14 protein-coding genes are annotated in these 15371 nt (G+C 48.1%); 10 read left to right on the top strand and 4 right to left on the bottom strand.

The features are described 5' to 3' along the window. The first annotated feature begins 17 nt into the window (after nt 1-17). The 4 genes from aat (at nt 18) to DQN52_RS10120 (ending at nt 4723) form a co-directional block, all read left to right on the top strand. Nucleotides 18-734, top strand: coding sequence for a leucyl/phenylalanyl-tRNA--protein transferase (aat, locus tag DQN52_RS10135; protein WP_003787696.1), 717 nt, complete (start codon nt 18-20; stop codon nt 732-734). 199 nt (nt 735-933) lie between these two features. Next, nucleotides 934-3519: a bifunctional aconitate hydratase 2/2-methylisocitrate dehydratase gene (gene acnB, locus DQN52_RS10130; protein WP_003787700.1), complete on the top strand. Its 2586-nt coding sequence runs from the start codon at nt 934-936 to the stop codon at nt 3517-3519. A 146-nt stretch (nt 3520-3665) separates the two neighbouring features. Beyond that, nucleotides 3666-4034 carry a CidA/LrgA family protein gene (locus DQN52_RS10125; protein ID WP_003787703.1) on the top strand — a complete coding sequence of 123 codons (369 nt, stop codon included), beginning with the start codon at nt 3666-3668 and terminating at the stop codon, nt 4032-4034. Beyond that, nucleotides 4031-4723 (top strand): LrgB family protein, encoded by a 693-nt coding sequence (locus DQN52_RS10120; protein ID WP_003787705.1) that lies wholly within the window; start codon nt 4031-4033, stop codon nt 4721-4723. The genes DQN52_RS10125 and DQN52_RS10120 overlap by 4 nt, the downstream gene beginning before the upstream one ends. A 66-nt stretch (nt 4724-4789) precedes the next feature. Here DQN52_RS10120 and accC read toward each other — a convergent pair whose 3' ends face one another. The 4 genes from accC to trkA form a co-directional block, all read right to left on the bottom strand. After that, the gene (gene accC, locus DQN52_RS10115) at nt 4790-6151 is read right to left on the bottom strand and encodes an acetyl-CoA carboxylase biotin carboxylase subunit (RefSeq protein ID WP_003787708.1); all 1362 of its coding nucleotides are present in this window, start codon (nt 6149-6151) and stop codon (nt 4790-4792) included. A gap of 45 nt (nt 6152-6196) precedes the next feature. Continuing rightward, nucleotides 6197-6661, bottom strand: coding sequence for an acetyl-CoA carboxylase biotin carboxyl carrier protein (gene accB / locus DQN52_RS10110; protein ID WP_003787710.1), 465 nt, complete (start codon nt 6659-6661; stop codon nt 6197-6199). Nucleotides 6662-6887: 226 nt separating this feature from the next. Then, nucleotides 6888-7673 (bottom strand): TrmH family RNA methyltransferase, encoded by a 786-nt coding sequence (locus DQN52_RS10105; protein ID WP_032827769.1) that lies wholly within the window; start codon nt 7671-7673, stop codon nt 6888-6890. Nucleotides 7674-7788: 115 nt separating this feature from the next. Then, a complete protein-coding gene (gene trkA / locus DQN52_RS10100; protein ID WP_003787715.1) occupies nt 7789-9210 on the bottom strand; it encodes a Trk system potassium transporter TrkA in 1422 nt (473 codons plus the stop codon). A 151-nt stretch (nt 9211-9361) separates the two neighbouring features. On the opposite strand from trkA, the gene DQN52_RS10095 reads away from it, so the two are divergent. The 6 genes from DQN52_RS10095 to DQN52_RS10070 all read left to right on the top strand — a co-directional run bounded on the left by DQN52_RS10095 (nt 9362) and on the right by DQN52_RS10070 (nt 15292). After that, nucleotides 9362-10465, top strand: a complete 1104-nt coding sequence (locus tag DQN52_RS10095; RefSeq protein ID WP_003787718.1) for an ABC transporter substrate-binding protein — start codon at nt 9362-9364, stop codon at nt 10463-10465. A gap of 177 nt (nt 10466-10642) precedes the next feature. After that, nucleotides 10643-11683: a FecCD family ABC transporter permease gene (locus DQN52_RS10090; protein WP_032827770.1), complete on the top strand. Its 1041-nt coding sequence runs from the start codon at nt 10643-10645 to the stop codon at nt 11681-11683. A 209-nt stretch (nt 11684-11892) separates the two neighbouring features. Continuing rightward, nucleotides 11893-13131, top strand: coding sequence for an ABC transporter substrate-binding protein (locus DQN52_RS10085; RefSeq protein ID WP_003787721.1), 1239 nt, complete (start codon nt 11893-11895; stop codon nt 13129-13131). 10 nt (nt 13132-13141) lie between these two features. Then, nucleotides 13142-13936, top strand: coding sequence for an ABC transporter ATP-binding protein (locus tag DQN52_RS10080; protein WP_003787722.1), 795 nt, complete (start codon nt 13142-13144; stop codon nt 13934-13936). 11 nt (nt 13937-13947) lie between these two features. Then, nucleotides 13948-14379, top strand: coding sequence for a pseudoazurin (locus DQN52_RS10075; RefSeq protein WP_003787724.1), 432 nt, complete (start codon nt 13948-13950; stop codon nt 14377-14379). An 85-nt stretch (nt 14380-14464) separates the two neighbouring features. After that, nucleotides 14465-15292: an ATP-grasp domain-containing protein gene (locus DQN52_RS10070; RefSeq protein ID WP_003787727.1), complete on the top strand. Its 828-nt coding sequence runs from the start codon at nt 14465-14467 to the stop codon at nt 15290-15292. Nucleotides 15293-15371 lie beyond the last annotated feature (79 nt).

Below are 15371 nucleotides of genomic sequence, written 5' to 3'. Positions count from 1 at the left end.
TGCATAAATCATACGCCATGCTCACACTTATAGACCCAGACAATCCCCATTTCCCCAAGCTCAATCCCAGCAACACACCACAAGACGGCTTAATTGCCGCTAGCGAAATCATCACACCAAACATGGTGCAGGCTGCTTATCGCAACGGACTGTTTTCATGGCTCAAAGCACATGGCTATTGGCTATGGTTCACCCAACACCCACGCGCCGTTATCTTTCCAAACCAATTGCACATCGGACACAATCTACGCAAAGCCTTGCGCCAACAACGCTACCAAGTCAGCGTCAATCGCGCCTTTGATGACGTGATTCGCGCCTGTTCCACCGTGCCACGCGCAGGACAAAACGGCACATGGATAAACCACGACATCATACAAACCTACGGCGCACTACATCAACAAGGCAAAGCCCATTCATTTGAATGCTGGTATCCCGACCATGCGGGCAGCCTGCACTTGGCAGGCGGATTTTATGGCGTACAAATCGGGTGCGTATTTTATGGCGAATCCATGTTTTGCCAGCACGACAACGCCTCCAAAATCGCCTTTGCCCACGCCGTGCCGTATTTGCGCGACTGCGGTATCGCCCTAATAGACTGCCAACAAGACACCGACCACATGTGCCGCTTCGGCTCACAGCTCTTGCCGATAGACCAATATTGCAGGCTGCTTTTAGATTTAAACGACCAGCCGTTAAACCAATCAATCCAAGCCATAAATATCGCCCAAAATTAAGTTTACGTTTGCCTATATGATCTCGTTCGTACATGGCGTTGCGCCGCCATACCCACGTCCCTGCACATAGCCCAATTTACCGTGTAAAAAAATTCCCAAGCTGTGTAAAATTAGTTTATGATTTAGACAGTTTCAAGCCGTTTATCACAGTTTGCAAACGTCAAACAAGAAGAAAACCATTTACATAAGGAACAAAGCAATGTTACAAGAATACCGTCAAGCCGCAGCAGAACGCGCTGCCTTGGGCATTCCCGCTCTTCCATTGACCGCCGCACAAATGGCTGATTTAGCCGATTTGCTGAAAAATCCCCCTGCTGGCGAAGGCGAATTTTTGGTTGATTTATTGACCAACCGCGTCCCTGCTGGTGTGGACGATGCTGCCAAAGTGAAAGCATCGTTTTTGGCGGCGATTGCCGATGGCAGCGTAACCAGTCCGCTCGTGTCGCCTGAATTGGCAGCCAAATTATTAGGCACGATGCTGGGCGGTTACAACATTCACCCATTGATTGAATTGTTGGACAATGAAAAATTAGCCCCAATCGCGGCGGAAGGTTTGAAACATACTTTGTTGATGTTTGATTCATTCCACGACGTGAAAGAAAAAGCCGACAAAGGCAACGCACACGCCAAAGCCGTGTTGCAATCTTGGGCGGACGCGGAATGGTTCACTTCGCGCCAAGCTGTACCTGAAAAAATCACCGTTACCGTGTTCAAAGTAGATGGCGAAACCAATACCGATGATTTGTCGCCAGCCCCTGACGCTTGGTCGCGCCCTGATATTCCGTTGCACGCATTGGCAATGTTGAAAAATCCACGCGACGGTATTACGCCTGATAAAGCGGGCGAAGTCGGTCCAATCAAATTGTTGGAAGAATTGAAAGCCAAAGGCAATTTGGTGGCGTATGTCGGCGATGTGGTCGGCACGGGTTCATCACGCAAATCCGCAACCAATTCCGTGATTTGGCATACAGGCGAAGACATTCCTTTTGTTCCAAACAAACGCTTTGGCGGCGTGTGCTTGGGTGGCAAAATTGCCCCGATTTTCTTTAATACACAAGAAGATAGCGGCGCACTGCCGATTGAAGTAGATGTGAGCAGCCTGAAAATGGGTGACGTGGTAGACATTTTCCCTTACGAGGGCAAAATCGTGAAAAACGGCGAAACCGTGTCCACGTTTGAGCTGAAATCGCAAGTGTTGTTGGACGAAGTTCAGGCAGGCGGTCGCATTAATTTGATTATTGGTCGCGGTTTGACAGCCAAAGCGCGTGAAGCCTTGGGTTTGCCCGCGTCAGACAAATTCCGTTTGCCGCAAGCACCTGCCGCAAGCAATGCTGGTTTTACGTTGGCGCAAAAAATGGTTGGTCGTGCGTGTGGGCTGCCTGAAGGTAAAGGCGTTCGCCCCGGCACTTACTGCGAACCACGCATGACTACGGTCGGTTCACAAGACACAACAGGTCCAATGACACGCGATGAATTGAAAGACTTGGCGTGTTTGGGTTTCTCGGCAGATTTGGTGATGCAATCGTTCTGCCATACCGCGGCGTATCCGAAACCTGTGGACGTAAAAACCCACAAAGAGCTGCCTGAATTTATCTCAACGCGTGGCGGCGTATCGTTGCGCCCTGGCGATGGCGTGATTCACTCGTGGTTGAACCGCTTGTTGATGCCTGACACAGTCGGCACGGGCGGCGACTCGCACACGCGTTTCCCGATTGGTATTTCGTTCCCAGCAGGTTCGGGTTTGGTGGCGTTTGCCGCGGCAACTGGCGTGATGCCGTTGGATATGCCTGAGTCGGTGTTGGTGCGCTTTTCAGGCAGCCTGCAAGCTGGCGTAACGCTGCGCGATTTGGTTAATGCGATTCCTTTGTATGCGATTAAACAAGGTTTGCTGACGGTTGCCAAAGCAGGTAAGAAAAATATTTTCTCGGGTCGCATTTTGGAAATTGAAGGTTTACCAGATTTGAAAGTGGAACAAGCCTTTGAATTGACAGACGCTTCTGCGGAACGCTCGGCGGCTGGTTGTACGGTTAAATTGAATCAAGAGCCGATTATTGAATACATGAAATCCAATATCGTGTTGATGAAAAACATGATTGCGGACGGCTATGCAGATGCGCGTACTTTGGAACGCCGCATTAAGACAATGGAAGCGTGGATTGCCAATCCGCAACTGTTGGAAGCGGACAAGGACGCGGAATACGCTGCCGTGATTGAAATCAATATGGACGACATCAAAGAGCCGATTATCGCGTGTCCGAATGACCCTGATGACGTGTGCTTCATGTCTGAAAAATCAGGTACGAAAATTGATGAAGTGTTCATCGGTTCGTGCATGACGAATATTGGACATTTCCGCGCTGCGTCTAAATTGTTGGAAGGCAAAGCGGATACGCCTGTGCGTTTGTGGATTGCGCCGCCAACCAAAATGGACGCGAAACAGTTGTCAGACGAAGGACACTACGGTGTGTTGGGTCGTGCAGGTGCGCGTATGGAAATGCCTGGGTGTTCATTGTGCATGGGCAACCAAGCGCAAGTACGCGAAGGCGCGACTGTGATGTCCACTTCTACGCGCAATTTCCCAAACCGCTTGGGTAAAAATACCAATGTGTTCTTGGGTTCGGCGGAATTGGCGGCGATTTGTTCTAAATTGGGCAAAATTCCGACTGTGGAAGAGTATCAAGCCAACATCGGCATTATCAATGAAAACGGCGATAAAATTTATAAATACATGAATTTTAATGAAATCGCTGAATATAATGATGTGGCGGAAAGCGTAAACGTATAAGCGTTTTAAAATAACAAAGCAGCCTGCACTTTTTGTTAAAAAGGATGTGCCACCTACGGCATACCCTTTTTATACCCAAATCAAAGATTTGGACAAAAAGTGCAGGCTGCTTTTCACATATTTCATATTATTCAAGAGAAATCATCATGATACGTTCACTTTCTATTATCTTGGGCTGTTTGGCGTTGGGCGAGCTGATTATTTATCTAACCCACATCAAATTGCCGTCAGGCATTATTGGCTTGTTGATTTTATTTGGTTTATTGCAAGGCAAATGGGTCAAGCCCGATTGGTTTAAACCGATTACCGATTTTTTAATGCAAAATTTGATGTTAATTCTGATTGCGCCGTGCGTGGCGTTGGTGCAATACCTTGATTTATTGTCAAAAGATATTGGCGCAATTTTTGTATCGGCAGTCGGCAGCAGCGTGTTAGTCTTGCTCGCCACCGCCAAAACCTACGAATGGGCGCGGAAAAAATTCAGCCAAAACAACAAAAAAGGAAAATCTGCATGAAAACCAGTTTTGCATCTAATTCGTTTTTGCTGCTGTTTATGCTTGTGAGTTTGTATTGGCTGTGTATTGTGATTCGCAAACGCACAGGCAGCCCTTTTGTGAATCCTGTGCTGATTTGCACGACTATTTTCATTATTTATCTGAAAGTTACCGATACACCCTACGCCGATTTCCAAAAAACAGGACAATTAGTGAGCGTGTGGTTGCAGCCTGCGATTGTGTGTTTGGCTGTGCCGTTGTATTTGCAATGGCAGAAAATTCGGGCGCAATGGTTGTCGATTTTGTTGTCACAACTGGCTGGTAGCGTGGTGGGCGTGGTGTCGGGCGTGTGGATAGCGCATTTTATGGGCGCAGCGCGTGAAGTGAGTATGGCGGTGGCGGCAAAATCGGTTACGTTGCCGATTGCGTTGGAAATTACGCAAGTTTTGGGCGGTATTCCGTCCATTAGCGCGGCTGGCGTGATTTTGGCAGGGCTGACGGGACAGATGTTTGGTTTTATGTTGATGAAAAATTGGACAAAAAATCCGATTGCCAAATCATTGGCGCAAGGCACGACTTCACATGCCATGGGCATTGTGGCGTGTTTGGAGAAAAGCGGACATTTTGCCGCGTATGCGACTGTTGGCTTGATTTTGAACGGTGTCATCACTTCGTTGATTGCACCATTGATTGTGCCGTTTTTGATTTGAATAATACAAAGCAGCCTGCACTTTGAATCAACAAAAAGTGCAGGCTGCTTTGTATTTAAATCAGCATTACTTCGCTTGTTTTTCTTTGCGTTCTTGCAACCAATGTTCCAAGTAGTGAATGCTCACACCGCCTTGAATAAAGCCAGCATCACGGAACAAATCACGGTGCAACGGCGCATTGGTTTTGATACCTGTAACCGCCAATTCGTCCATTGCCACGCGCATTTTGGCGATGGCTTGGTCGCGGTCTTTACCATGAACGCAGATTTTGCCAATCAAGCTGTCGTAATTGGGCGGAATGCGATAGCCTTGATAAATATGGCTATCCACGCGCACCCCCAATCCCCCAGGTAAATGGCAAGATTCAATTTTGCCAGGGCTTGGAATAAAGTTGTATGGGTCTTCGGCATTGATACGGCATTCAAACGCATGACCTTCAATCACGATGTCGGATTGCGCGTATTGCAACGGCAAACCAGCCGCCACGCGCAACTGTTCTTGCACGATGTCCACGCCAGTAATCAGTTCGGTAACAGGGTGTTCCACTTGTACACGTGTATTCATTTCAATAAAGAAAAACTCGCCGTCTTCATACAAAAATTCAAATGTACCTGCACCGCGATAGCCAATGCGCTTGCAAGCGTCCGCGCAAGCCGTGCCGATTTTTTCACGTTCTGTTGGTGTGATAAACGGTGCAGGGGCTTCTTCAATGATTTTTTGATGACGGCGTTGCATAGAGCAATCACGTTCGCCCAAATAAATCGCGTTGCCGTGTTCGTCCGCCAATACTTGAATTTCCACATGGCGTGGACGTTGCAAAAAGCGTTCCATGTAAACCATAGGATTACCAAATGCTGCTTCCGCTTCGGCTTTGGTCATTTCCACCGATTTGAGCAAATCTTCTTTCTTTTCAACGACACGCATACCGCGACCACCGCCACCGCCAGACGCTTTGATGATGACTGGGAAACCGACTTTATCGGCGATTTTCAAAATTTCATCAGGATTATCGGGCAATGCGCCATCTGAGCCTGGGACGCAAGGTACGCCAGCCGCAATCATCGCGTGTTTGGCAGACACTTTGTCGCCCATTAAACGGATGGTATCGGCTTTCGGACCAATGAAAATAAAGCCTGATTTTTCAACTTGTTCTGCGAAATTCGCGTTTTCCGCCAAAAAGCCATAACCTGGGTGAATCGCGTCCGAGCCTGTCACTTCTGCGGCGGCAATCAACGCTGGAATATTCAAATAACTTTGTGGCGACGGTGCAGGGCCAATACACACGCTTTCGTCTGCCAATTTAACGTGCAGGCTTTCGCGGTCGGCTTCGGAATGCACGGCAACGGTGGCAATGCCCATTTCACGGCAAGCGCGTAAAATGCGTAAAGCAATTTCGCCACGGTTGGCAATTAACACTTTTTTTAACATGGTTTTATTCCAAATTATTTAGGCTACTCAAAAGCAGCCTGCACATTATTCAATAATAAACAAAGGCTCGCCGTATTCTACTGGCTGACCGTTTTCCACCAAAATCGCTTTGATTACGCCTGATTTCTCGGCTTCAATTTCGTTCATCAATTTCATCGCTTCAATGATGCAGATGGTTTGACCTTCTTTTACCGTTGCGCCAACTTCCACAAACGGTGCAGCCGTTGGGCTGGCTGCGCGATAGAATGTGCCAACCATAGGCGATTTTTGCGCGTTTGTTGTATCTGCTGCCGCAGGTGCGCTAGGTGTAGCAGGCGCAGCAACGGGCGCAGCGACAGCAGGTGCGACTTGTGGTGCAGCAACAGGTGCAGGCGCGTAAACCGTTTGCACCGTAGGCGCAGCCACCGAGCGTGTGATACGGACTTTTTCTTCGCCTTCGGTGATTTCTAATTCGGCAATGCCAGAACCTTCAACCAATTCAATCAGTTTTTGTAATTTGCGTAAATCCATTTTGTGTGATTCCTATGCGTGGATAAAAAATATTGCGATTCATGGTTAAATAATGTGAGAGTGTTTAGACCATGAATCCGTAATCTGAAAAAAAAAGAAAAAACGATTTTGGCGAAAATGCTGCAAAAAGTCTAGTTTTATCATCAAAAAAGCGACTTTTTTATGAAATTTCGCGCAAATCATATTTTAGAACATAAAATCTATTTTACCAAGTGCAGGCTGCTTTTTATTTCAAACGTTGGCGCATTTGCTCAAACAAGCAAACAGTCGCGGCTTGGGCAATATTTAGCGATTCGGTCGCGCCCAGCATTGGGATTTTGACGTTGGCGGTGGCGATATTTTGTATTTGGGGCGACACGCCGCTGCCTTCGTTGCCAAAAATCCACGCGCTCGGTTGCTGCAAGGTTAAATCGTATAGCGAAAAATTGTTGTGTTCGCTCAACGCGGTAACCAAAACACGGTCGTGGTATTGGCTGCGCCATTGGGTTAAATCTACGCGCTCGTGAATGTGCAGCAAAAAATGTGCGCCCATGCCTGCGCGTAACACTTTGGGGGCGTAGGCATCGGCACAACCATCGCTCAAAATAATGTGGACAATGCCTGCTGCGGCCGCACTGCGTAACACCGCGCCGACATTGCCTGCGTCTTGTATGCGCTCCAATACCACGCAATCGCCTTGCTCGGGCAATGGGCTGGGTTGGGGCAGGGCGATGAGTGCCATGATGTCATTGGCATCGGCAAGGCTGCTGATTTTGCGTAGCGCGTTGTGGCTGACCAAGTGAACGCGGTTTGCAGGCAGCCTGCACAATAGCGCGGCAATTTCGGGGCTTTGGGCGCGATGTTCGGGTACATAGACTTGTTCGGGCGTGTTGCCTGCGTCCAAGTAGGCAGACAGTAAATGTACGCCTTCTAGCACGGTTTGTTGGTGTTCGCGGCGGTGTTTGCTGGCGGATAGCAGTTTCGCTAAATGTTTGAGTTGGTTGTTTTGGGGGGATTGAATAACTGGGTTCATTTTGTGTAGCACATGTGGGCAAGGGTGTGGATAAGTGGGTTTGTGGCTTGATTGTATGATGAAAAGTGCAGGCTGCTTATTTTTTGAGCAACTAAAAAGCAGCCTGCACTTTAAATCAACCAAAAAAGCCCATTTTCACTTGAATCAATTTTTCCAATTCGCGCAACACGCGGCGGCGCGAAACGAAAAAGACAATGTGGTCGCCATCGTGCAGGGTTTGGCTGTGGTCGCGCCCCATGATGACTTCATCGCCACGCACAATCGCGGCAATGTGGCAGCCTGCGGGCCATTTGACTTCATCTACGCGCCGTCCAACCAAAGCCGATGTGTGTTTGTCGCCATGCACCACGACTTCAATCGCTTCGGCTGTGCCACGGCGTAATGGATACACGGCGGCAATGTCGCCACGCCGAACGTGCGACAACACGCTACCAATCGTGATTTGATGCGGCGACACGACAATATCAATCTGATTGCCTGTAAGCAAATCCACATAACGCGAACGGTTGATGATGCTAATCACGCGCTTCGCACCCAAATTTTTTGCCAACAAACCTGCCATGATGTTGTTTTCATCGTCATTGGTCAGGGCGCAGAATACGTCAATTTCGTCAATGTATTCTCGGTTGAGCAAGTCTTCATCGGTGGCAGAACCGTGTAGCACCAGCGCGTTGTCCAAATTTTCTGCCAACCATTCGGCGCGGTTTTCGTTGTATTCAATGATTTTGACGTTGAATTTGTCTTCCATATGTTTGGCTAGGCGATAACCAATGCTGCCGCCGCCTGCAATCATAATGCGGTGGTTGGACTGTTTGTAGTGAAACAGCACATACATCACGGTTGCCATGTATTGCGCGTCTGCCACAAAACAGATTTCATCGCCTTCCAAAATCACGGTGCTGGGTTGCGGCACAATCATGCGCGTGCTGCGGTAAATCGCGCAAATTTGACAATCGGAATGCTCGGGCAGCATGGTCATGACTTCTTCTAGCGTTTTGCCAACGATTTCGTCTTCGGCTTTGACTTGGACGATTATCATGCGGACTTGGTCGCCTGCAAACGGCAAAACTTGCAAGGCGCGCGCGTAACTTAATAAGCCGATTAAATGCTCGGTTACCAAATGCTCGGGGTGAATCGAATCGGTTACGGCAAAGGCGTTTAGGCTGCTGGATAATTCATCGTCTAGCGTGGCTAAATCGGTTTGTTCGCGCCCGTATTCCAAATAGTCCGCCAAACGAACTCGCGCAATGCGTTGCGGAATGTTGAACAATTCGGCAGCCAGTTTGCAGGCAACCAAATTGGTTTCATCGCTGCGTGTGAGTGCGAGCAGCATATCGGTGTCGTGTGCGCCTGCGCGTTCCAACAGTTGGGGCGATGCGCCGTTGCCAATCATGGTTTGCACGTCCAAACGGCTGCTGATGTTGCGTAGGGCGGTTTCGTCTGTATCAATAATGGTTACATCGTGATTGGGCATGGACGCGAGTTCGTGGGCAATGGTTGAGCCAACTTGTCCGCTGCCTAGAATGATAATTTTCATGTGCAGGCTGCTTTTTATAGAAAACGTGATTATATAGCGAAAGCAGCCTGCACAAAATTAACGTTTCTTAATTAAATTTGAAAATCATTATCATTTCATTTACAATGCGCGGAATTTAGTTCATCAACCAACTTGAAATGGAGTACAAGCAATGAAGCGTTCTTTTTCAGCAGTAGCAACTGCAATGGCTTTGGCATTGAGTAGTGCTTTGGCAACTGCTGCACCTGTGGAAGTAACCGATATTTTAAATCGCAAAGTAAAAGTAGATTTGCCTGCCAAGCGCGTGGTGTTGGGCTTTTATTATCAAGACTATATGGCGGTGGGTGGCAATAAGGCTTTGGACAATGTGGTGGGTTTTTCTAAAAAAGTGTGGTCTGGTTGGGCACCACCTAGCTGGGAATTGTTTAGCAAAGCCGTTCCTAAATTAAATCAATTAACCGATGTGGGCGAAGTGGAAGAAGGCACGTTCTCTATTGAGAAAGTGTTGGCATTGAAACCCGATTTGTTGATTTTGGCGGATTGGCAATACAAAGCATTAGGCTCGGATTTGGATAAACTAAAAAACGCGAATATCCCAATCGTGGTGTTGGACTACAACGCGCAAACCGTTGCCAAACACGTTCAATCTACCAAATTGCTGGGTCAATTAACGGGACAAACGGCGCGCGCCAATCAAATCGCCAACGAATACCAAGCGGCGGTGCGTCAGATTCAAACACGCGTGCAGCAAGCTCGTTTGCCTAAACCAAAAGTGTATGTGGAATTTGGACGCGGTGGCCCTGCGGAACAAGGCTTCACGTTCTCGTCTAGTATGTGGGGGCCGATGATTGATTTGGTGGGCGCACAAAATGTTGCCCCTAAATCTATTGGTGCGTGGGGTGCGATGACGGCAGAAGCGGTATTGGCAGCCAAACCCGATGTCGTGATTATGACTGGACGCGAAACCGAGTTAAACAAAAACCGCGAAGGTATGGTGCTGGGCTTTAATATTCCCAAAGACGAAGCGCAACGCCGTTTGAATGGCTTTAAAGCGCGTGCAGGTTGGAGTGCTTTGCCTGCGGTGAAAAACAATCGTGTTTATGGCGCATACCACGCCAATTCGCGCACGATGTCGGATATTGCATCGGTTCAATTCGTTGCCAAAGCGGCGTATCCAACGCTGTTTAAAGACATCAACCCAGAAAAAACCTACACCGATTTCTATCGCAAATATTTGCCTGTTGTGCCAACGGGTACGTTGTATTTGTATCCATAAGTCGGTTGATGTGCAGGCTGCTTTGGTTAGCTGAAAAAAGCAGCCTGCACGATGATTATGTTTACATAATTTGAAAATTGTTATCACTTGTTTTACAATGTTTCAATAAATGTTAAACCAACGATGTAGGCTGTTTTTTCCAACAAAGCAGCCTGCACATTATTGATAAAACCCAATATGACAAACTCTACTCAAATTACAGAAATTGTGCGCCAACAACGCGCGGTGGAGCGCAAACGCTGGCTGGTGTTGATTGCGTTTGCTGCGGTGGGCCTGATTGGTTTGGTACTGGACGTGGTAACAGGCCCGTCCATGTTGCCTGTGGGCGAAGTGGTTAAATCGCTATTGGGCGCAGCCGATGTAGATGAAATGACCCACACCATTGTGCACGATTTGCGCTTGCCGATTGCCTTGATGGCGTTGGTGGTGGGTGCAGCTTTGGGCGCAGGTGGCGCAGAAATCCAAACCCTACTCAACAACCCCATGGCAAGCCCCTACACATTAGGATTGGCGGCTGCCGCAGGTTTTGGCGCATCGCTGGTGATTGCGTTTGGCAGCTTTGGTTTGTCGTTGCAATATGCTGTGCCTGTGGGCGCGTTTACTATGACTATGCTGGCGGCGGTGGTGCTGTTTTTGTTTGCGTCCATGCAACGATTTGGCTCGGCGACTTTGGTGTTGGTGGGCATTGCCTTGTTGTTTATTTTTCAGTCTATGTTGTCGCTGGTGCAATTTATTTCCGCGCCCGAAATCTCGCAACAAATTCTGTTTTGGCTGTTTGGCAGTTTAACCAAAGCCACTTGGGAAAATTTAACCGTGATTAGCGTGGTAAGCGCGGTGTGCATTAGCCTATTGTTGCGCGATGCGTGGAAATTGACCGCCGTGCGTTTGGGCGAAGACCGTGCCGCTGCATTGGGCGTGAACTTAACCGCTTTACGCATCAAAACGCTGGTGTTGGTCGCCATGATGACAGCAACCGCGATTAGTTTTGTCGGCGTGATTGGCTTTATTGGACTGGTCGCGCCACACGTTGCCCGAATGCTGGTGGGCGAAGACCAACGCTTTTTCTTGCCTGTGACTATTTTGGCAGGTGCGGCATTTTTATCCGTGTCGTCCGTGTTGTCCAAAGTGATTATCCCAGGCGCGTTGTTTCCTGTCGGGATTGTGACTTCGTTTGTGGGCGTGCCATTTTTCTTTTGGATTATTTGGAGCAAGCGGTAAACGGTTTGCGATATTAAAAGTGCAGGCTGCTTTTGATTTATTTATAGTGCAGTAGGGTGGGTGCCTGCACCCACGCGCACTCAAATTTTAGGAAACCCCAAGTTGCGTGGGTGCGAGCATCCACCCTACGAACTATGTGGGAATGACGACTTAAATACAAATGCAGGCTGCTTTTGATTTGTTTTTTGAACAAGGAAACACATAACATCATGAAATCAAACATCAAAAAAAGTTTAGCCATTGCGCTATTGAGCCTATTAACCAGCCAAGCCTACGCGCAAGTGCAAACCTTGACTGACGTGCGCGGACGCGAAGTTAAAGTAGATGTGCCAGCCAAGCGCGTGGTGTTGGGCTTTTATTTTCCCGATTACATCGCTGCCGCAGGTGTGGACAATTTCAAAAACGTAGTCGGCATTTCGCGTGAATTTTGGGAAAAATTCAATTCGGGCAGTTGGTCTTTGTTTGCCGAAAAAATACCCGAACTCAAAAACATTGGCGACATTGGCAACGTGAACACAGGCACATTTTCGCTGGAAAAAACCTTGGCAATGAAGCCCGATGTGTTGGTGCTTGCCGATTGGCAATTCCAAACCCTGTCTAGCGAAATTCCCAAAATAGAACAGGCAGGCATTCCGATTGTGGTGGTGGATTTCAACGAACAAAGCGTGGCAAAACACACCGCCAGCATTAAATTGTTCGGTCAAATTGCAGGTACAGAGCAACGCGCCGAGCAAATTGCCAATGAATACGCACAAGGCATTGCCGATATTCAAAAACGAGTGCAGGCTGCCCAGTTGCCCAAACCCAAAATTTATGTGGAATTTGGTAACAAAGGCCCGCAAGAACATAGCTTTACCTTTGGCAAAAATATGTGGGGCGCGATTGCCGACACGGTGGGCGGCGACAATGTGAGTAAGCCTTATGTAGAAAACTGGGGCCCGATTAACGCCGAGCAATTATTGGCAACCAAGCCCGAAGTCATCATTATTTCTGGTACAGAAATGAATATTGATAAGCAGCCCGAAATCATGGCAATGGGGATTGGCGTTACCCAAGCTGATGCCCAAAAACGCTTGGCTGGCTTTTTGACACGCCAAGGTTGGCACGATTTGCCAGCGGTTAAAAACAACCGTGTTTACGGCATTTACCACACCGCATCGCGTTCTATTAGCGATTTGGCATCGGCGCAATTTATGGCAAAAACCTTGTACCCCGATGCGTTTGCCGATGTAAACCCCGAGCAAACGTATCAAGATTTCCACAAAAAATATTTGCCGATTGAACCCAAAGGCACGTTTTTTATCCAGCTAGATTGCAACCAAGCTGCTTGCGCTAACGATGAAAAGCAGCCTGCAACGGCATCGGCTGCGACATCTGCGCCTGCAACGGAAGAAACACCGTCTTTGTGGCAACGTTTTATTAATTGGCTGTTTGGACTTTTCTCGTAATTGACGCACTATGAATCACAGCAATCTTCCCATTTTGTCGCTCAACCAAGTCAGCATTCGGCGTGGCAGCCTGCACGTTGCCCAGCAAATTGATTTGGATTTGCACGCAGGCAAAATTTATACCGTGTTGGGGCCCAACGGCACAGGCAAATCCAGTTTAATCAAAGCAATTTTTGGCGAACTGGCGCACACAGGCACGATTTCGTGGCAAGGGCAGGCACAAACGCAAACCGCTCGCAGCGATTGGGTTAAGCCGATTGGCTATATGCCGCAAGATAGCCATGTTGATGCCGCATTAAGCACGCTAGAAGTCGTATTGCTAGGGCGAATGGACGCGCTGCATATGCACGTTGGCGATGACGTTTTGAACCAAGCCGCCAGTTTGTTAGACGAATTGGGTATCGCGCATTTGGCACATCGCCCCATCACAGCATTGAGTGGCGGACAACGACAGCTTGCCATGTTTGCCCAAGTGTTGTTGCGCCAACCTAAAATTTTGTTGCTAGATGAACCTGTTAGCGCGTTGGATATGTATCATCAACTCAATTTGCTGGAACAGGTTAGCCGCTACACACGCGAACATCAAATCATCACGCTCATGGTGTTGCACGATTTGAGCTTGGCAGGACAGTTTTCTGATGAATTGATTTTGTTGGCAAACGGCAAAATTCAAGCGCAAGGGCAGCCTGCACAAGTGTTGCAGCCCGATGTGTTGCGTGATTTATATCGCGTGTCGGTAGAAGTTTTGACGTGTAGCCAAGGTTTGCCTGTTATTCGTCCGCAACGTCATTTTTTGACCATATAGGAGTGATATTCATGAAAAAAATCTTATTCTGTGCCACTTTATTGGCAGCGATGTCGGCTCATGCTGCCAATTACGACATCAAAATGCTTAACACAGGCAAAGACGGTAGCATGGTGTTTGAGCCAGCGTTTGTGAAAGCCAAAGTCGGCGACACGGTTACATTCAAAGCCAGCACAACTGGGCATTCGGTTAAAAGCCAAGCCGTTCCAAAAGGTGCAGAAAGCTTTGTTTCGGGAGAAGATGAAGAATTGGTGGTGAAATTGACCCACGAAGGCGTGTATGTGTACAACTGCCCACCGCACCGCATGATGAATATGAGCGGTATTATTCAAGTGGGCAAGCCGACTAATTTGAGCGAAGTGAAACCTGTTGTGGCAGAGCTAGAAAACCGCTCTATGCAAAACAAAGGACGTTTAACAGGTTATTTAAATCAGGTTAAATAAACCATGTGCAGGCTGCTTTTGAACCAGAAAAAGCAGCCTGCATTATTTATAGCGCGCTATATTCAATATTCAAGAAAACACCCAAATGCTCACCATCACCACTTGTCAAAGTTACCCCGAACCACCCAGCAATCTGCTTCCCGTGCAGGCTGCTTTGCAACAACGCGGCATCGCTACCCAATTTGCGCCATGGCAAACTTGTCCAGCTACGCCTTATATTTTGCCTTTGTGTGCATGGGATTACGCCCAAAGGTTTGACGCATGGGATACATGGCTAAACCAAATGCAAAGTGCAGGCTGCTTGTTTGCCAATTCGGTTGATTTAATGCGCTGGAACAGCCGTAAACATTATTTGCTAGATTTAATTCGCGCTGATTTTCCTGTTGCGCCCACGCAAATTGTCTCTACTCACGCCAACGATATTTGGCAAACCATGCAAGCGCAATCATGGCAACAAGCCGTACTCAAACCAGCCGTAGGGCAAAGTGGTTATGGCGTACAAAAAATTCAATCGCCACAAGATATTAAGCTAACCGACACATCAGGCGATTGGCTATTACAAGCCTATTTGCCCGAAGTGGCAGAGCAGGGCGAATGGTGTCTGATTTATTTTGCAGGGCGATTTAGCCACGCCGTGCGCCGATTGCCAGTACAAGGCGAATGGCGTGCCAATTCCGCTTATGGCGCACAAGTGCAGGCTGCTTGCGCTCCCCAAATTGCCCAGCAAACCGCACAACAAGTGCTAAATTGGCTGCCACAAATGCCACGCTATGCCCGAATAGACGGCGTAATGCGGCAAAACCAATTTTATATCAACGAAGTGGAGTTGATTGAACCTGCGTTGTATTGGTATTTGTGTCCCGAAAGCGTGGCGCGTTTTGTTGATGTGGTGGCGGAGTGGGTCAAACAATAGAAAGCAGCCTGCACTTTTTGTATGATGCAAAGTGCAGGCTGCTTTTTATTTATGGTTATGTTCGCATAAACGAATGATA

The sequence above is a fragment of the Kingella kingae genome (assembly GCF_900475905.1).
GTDB classification, from domain to species: Bacteria; Pseudomonadota; Gammaproteobacteria; order Burkholderiales; family Neisseriaceae; genus Kingella; species Kingella kingae.
This window is presented reverse-complemented; position numbering and strand designations above follow the sequence as displayed.

Bases quoted from the DNA above. Each gene is read 5' to 3' on its own strand.
- DQN52_RS10095 (WP_003787718.1), top strand. From the start codon at position 9,362: ATGAAGCGTTCTTTTTCAGCAGTAGCAACTGCAATGGCTTTGGCATTG.
- DQN52_RS10085 (WP_003787721.1), top strand. From the start codon at position 11,893: ATGAAATCAAACATCAAAAAAAGTTTAGCCATTGCGCTATTGAGCCTA.
- accC (WP_003787708.1), bottom strand. From the start codon at position 6,151: ATGTTAAAAAAAGTGTTAATTGCCAACCGTGGCGAAATTGCTTTACGC.
- DQN52_RS10105 (WP_032827769.1), bottom strand. From the start codon at position 7,673: ATGAACCCAGTTATTCAATCCCCCCAAAACAACCAACTCAAACATTTA.
- DQN52_RS10125 (WP_003787703.1), top strand. From the start codon at position 3,666: ATGATACGTTCACTTTCTATTATCTTGGGCTGTTTGGCGTTGGGCGAG.
- aat (WP_003787696.1), top strand. From the start codon at position 18: ATGCTCACACTTATAGACCCAGACAATCCCCATTTCCCCAAGCTCAAT.
- DQN52_RS10080 (WP_003787722.1), top strand. From the start codon at position 13,142: ATGAATCACAGCAATCTTCCCATTTTGTCGCTCAACCAAGTCAGCATT.
- DQN52_RS10070 (WP_003787727.1), top strand. From the start codon at position 14,465: ATGCTCACCATCACCACTTGTCAAAGTTACCCCGAACCACCCAGCAAT.
- acnB (WP_003787700.1), top strand. From the start codon at position 934: ATGTTACAAGAATACCGTCAAGCCGCAGCAGAACGCGCTGCCTTGGGC.
- DQN52_RS10075 (WP_003787724.1), top strand. From the start codon at position 13,948: ATGAAAAAAATCTTATTCTGTGCCACTTTATTGGCAGCGATGTCGGCT.
- DQN52_RS10090 (WP_032827770.1), top strand. From the start codon at position 10,643: ATGACAAACTCTACTCAAATTACAGAAATTGTGCGCCAACAACGCGCG.
- trkA (WP_003787715.1), bottom strand. From the start codon at position 9,210: ATGAAAATTATCATTCTAGGCAGCGGACAAGTTGGCTCAACCATTGCC.
- accB (WP_003787710.1), bottom strand. From the start codon at position 6,661: ATGGATTTACGCAAATTACAAAAACTGATTGAATTGGTTGAAGGTTCT.
- DQN52_RS10120 (WP_003787705.1), top strand. From the start codon at position 4,031: ATGAAAACCAGTTTTGCATCTAATTCGTTTTTGCTGCTGTTTATGCTT.